Raw genomic sequence first — 3,237 nt, 5'->3', positions numbered from 1 at the left:
TGTACCCATTGACCGGCGTATGTCCGGGTCAGTACATCTTGTCACGGCTTAGCACTAATACTCGCGAGTAGAGTCCCGACCCCCAAGACGGCGGCGGTGACCGGTGAGCGGCCCCCCGCAGATCATTAGAGAGGATCCGACACACCCTCGAACGGGGCGACCTTGCTCTGGCGTCAGGAGGTCTGCTGCGCGGCCTCCCGCCACCGCCCTCCACGACGAACCCGCTGTGGCGCTCGCCGAACTAGTTCATCGTCCACGCCGTAAGCGAATCGAGATCTTAACCGTGAAGCCTGGCATCACCGCAGGTGAGACGGTACTTCGTTGGAAATTTCTTCGTTGCTACCGGGACCCCGCCGGACCGCCTGCTGCCCGTCGACCTCCTGGCCTACACAGCCGACGTCTGGAGGGCGCGCTTCTCCCCAGACCGCGTAGGGGATGAGTCGTGGGGATACGCGTTCCTGGACGGCGTGGTGCTGGACGACCCGGACGGCGTCGTCGCCCAGCTCCGCACCGACGCGGCCGAGATCCACGCGCACTACCGCGTGCCGGCGCACATCAGGGCCCACTACGCGGGGCTGTGGAAGCATCTGCGCCCCAAGAGCCTGGCCCTGCTCCGCACGATCCCGGAGAAGGCCGATCAAGTCCGCAACCGCAAGAAACGCGGTTCGCGAGGTGGCCGGCCGCCGAAGTTCGACAAGATCCACTACCGTGAGCGCCATGTGGTGGAGTGCGGAATCAACCGGCTGAAGAGGCACCGAGCCGTGGCCACGAGATACGACAAGTTGGCCGTCCGCTATGAGGCGACCGCACTGGTCGCTGCCATCAACGAGTGGCTGTGACCAGCACTCGCGACAGGCCCTATTGGTTGGCTGATCGTGGCAAACCGGAGTCGGGGTCCAATCCCGCTTTCCAGCGCTTCTGTGCTTCGAGCCAGTGCACGTAGCGCGGCGAGGCGTCACGCAGGTCGATGCTGAGGGGGTAGGGATCGTACTCGTCCAGGAGCAGCATGCGGAGGAATTCGACCATGCCACAGGGGAAGAGTGTGAAGTCCTCGTGGGTGTGTCGGCCGCAGACCAGGACGGGCCACTGGTCGGGGTCGGGGTCGGTGGTCAGCCAGCACAGGATGTCGGGGCCCGAGGTGATGCCCCAGGCGAGGATGTGGTTCGGGTCGATGTCGAGGCCTTCTTGACCGCCCAGCATCTCCCAGGTGTAACGGGCGTTCTCCGTCTCCTCCTCGAAGGTCCCGGGGTCCCACTGGATGTATTCCTTGGGCAACGGCATGAGGATGCCGACCTCGGCGAACGAGCCGGCGCCATAGATGGACATGAAGTCCATGTAGTCACGCGGGAACCGTGTGCCCCACCGCGCTTCTGCTGCCGACCAGTCGATTCCCTCGTCCGCGCCGAGATCTGAAGGCAGGATCTTGGTCAGCGCTGCGATGCCTGTCGGGTCTTCCACGGCCATCCCTTCGACGATGTGGCCGGGAGTCTACGAGGTCACACCGACACAACACCGCAACGGGTCAGACGCGCCAGCGAGTGTGCCCAGCACTTTCGCAGGTTTTGAGTAGTTGGGTGGCGTCGCGGTACAGGCCGCGGTCCCAGGCGGCGTCCCCGAGGACGTACAGGTCGGCGGGGTGGGCGCGGGCGGCGGCCGCGGTCCAGTAGCCGGGCGGGGGATCTGGCCGGCGCGGTGGCGGCGGCCGTGCTGTTCCAGGTAGTCGGCCAGCCGGTACACCGGCCCCTCTGCGCCCTCCACGGCGGCTGGGGGTCTGGCGGTGCGGTGGCGGAAGCGGCCGGGGCGGATCCGGGTGACCGGCCCACGGGCTCCCTTGCACGGCCGGGCGGTGTAGGCCAGGGCCTGCTCCAGCCAGTCCTCTCCCAGTTGGTCCCATTGCGCATCGGTCAGATAGGCCGGTGCGGCGGCCTCCAGCAGCGCCAGCGGCAGGGCGTTGCGGTGCCCCAGCCGGCGGGCGTCCATCGCCGCCCAGATGACCGCCTTGGCCGCCGGCGGCGCCGCGGCGAACCGTGCCAACAGCTCGGGCTCTCCGGCCAGGTACTGGGTGATGTGCCCGTCCTCGGCATGCCGGACGGCGGCGCCCAGTCGCGCGTCGACCCCGGCCGCCCGCCCCATGGCGTCCAGGCCGGCGCCGGTGAAGGTCTCGGGCAGCTCGATCACCGTGCCGTCCAGCACCCGGGCCACCTGCGAGCCGGACTGCCTGGTGAGGGCCTCACGATGGTCGTGCCACAGCGTGCCCGGCACCAGCACCGGGGCCCGGGCCGGGTCGGTCAGCAGGCTGCGCAGCTTGGCCGTGACCCCCTCGGCGGCATCACCGGGTGCGCCCAGGTAATCCTGGGTCTCGTTCAGCCACACCACCGTGCAGGGCCCGACCCGGTCCAGCGCCGCCACCGCCGCCTGCGGGCGGGTCGGATCATAGGGGTGTGCCACAGCCGCCACCCGCCCGCCCGGCGCAGCGGTGTCAGGGCCTCCCACAAGGCCCGGGTCTTGCCCGCCGACGACCCGGCCACCAGCACCGCCATCGCACTGCGCCCGCCGGCGGCCCGGGCGACCACCGCGGCGAGCCGATCGTCATGCGCCCGCCGCACATACGGCGGCAGCGACGGCAACTCGCCCGCGTCCTCCAGGGTGATCGGCCGGTGCACCTCCAGCGCGAACGGATCGCTTACCTCGTTCAACAGCTTGCCCACACCGGTACCGGAATGGCCTGCCGGAGCGGCGGGGGAGTCGGCGCGTTCGTCCTGGTCGGCGGTCAGCAGCTGGGACCACTTTCGCTGGGTGACGGGTTCCTCCCCGGCTCAGGCGGCCAGAACCTCACCGACCTTGGTCAACTGGTCCACGTCCCGGGGCAGGGACTTGCCGGTCGACCACGAGTTCACCGTCGTCTTCGGCACTTTCGCCTGGGCGGCCAGCCGGTCCTGCGTCACCTGCTCACCGTGATGGCCGACGGGGTGGACGGCCTGGTCCCACAGCCGCGCAAGCTCCGCCAGCACCCGCGAGGACACATTCGCTCCGGCCGCGGGACGAAACGGCTTGGACACTCCCCGCCACCTGTGCGCTTTGCCCGAGAGTGTGGATCCGGCTCGTACCAAGCCGGACCCGCACCTGACCAGGAGAGTAATCGCCGCGCCGCTGTCCGGATCCGCAATCGGTGGGATCGGCACCGTTTCCCCTGGTTAATGGAGCCATACGCCCTGCTAGATGATTGATGCAAAGGCG

At 69.0% G+C, this 3,237-nt stretch carries 5 protein-coding genes; 1 reads left to right on the top strand and 4 read right to left on the bottom strand.

Going from position 1 to position 3,237, the window contains the following annotated elements; genetic code table 11:
• The first annotated feature begins 305 nt into the window (after window positions 1-305).
• Complete coding sequence (locus tag AC3EO4_RS55490) at window positions 306-839, top strand: hypothetical protein (protein ID WP_431904926.1); 534 nt, start codon at window positions 306-308, stop codon at window positions 837-839.
• A gap of 19 nt (window positions 840-858) precedes the next feature.
• Here the strand turns inward: AC3EO4_RS55490 and AC3EO4_RS55485 are convergent, their stop codons facing one another.
• The 4 genes from AC3EO4_RS55485 to AC3EO4_RS55470 all read right to left on the bottom strand — a co-directional run bounded on the left by AC3EO4_RS55485 (window position 859) and on the right by AC3EO4_RS55470 (window position 3,011).
• On the bottom strand, window positions 859-1,464 hold the full coding sequence (locus tag AC3EO4_RS55485; protein WP_379580814.1) for an SMI1/KNR4 family protein: 606 nt from the start codon (window positions 1,462-1,464) through the stop codon (window positions 859-861).
• A 24-nt stretch (window positions 1,465-1,488) separates the two neighbouring features.
• Window positions 1,489-2,448: a hypothetical protein gene (locus AC3EO4_RS55480; protein WP_431904923.1), complete on the bottom strand. Its 960-nt coding sequence runs from the start codon at window positions 2,446-2,448 to the stop codon at window positions 1,489-1,491.
• Window positions 2,364-2,708 carry a hypothetical protein gene (locus AC3EO4_RS55475; RefSeq protein WP_431904920.1) on the bottom strand — a complete coding sequence of 115 codons (345 nt, stop codon included), beginning with the start codon at window positions 2,706-2,708 and terminating at the stop codon, window positions 2,364-2,366. Before AC3EO4_RS55475 ends, AC3EO4_RS55480 begins: the two co-directional genes overlap by 85 nt.
• A gap of 108 nt (window positions 2,709-2,816) precedes the next feature.
• Window positions 2,817-3,011 (bottom strand): hypothetical protein, encoded by a 195-nt coding sequence (locus AC3EO4_RS55470; RefSeq protein WP_431904918.1) that lies wholly within the window; start codon window positions 3,009-3,011, stop codon window positions 2,817-2,819.
• Window positions 3,012-3,237: the final 226 nt, after the last annotated feature.

The organism is Nonomuraea sp. bgisy101, assembly GCF_057708945.1.
The sequence above is the reverse complement of the archived record's forward strand: the minus strand, read 5'-3'. Positions and strand labels throughout refer to the sequence as shown.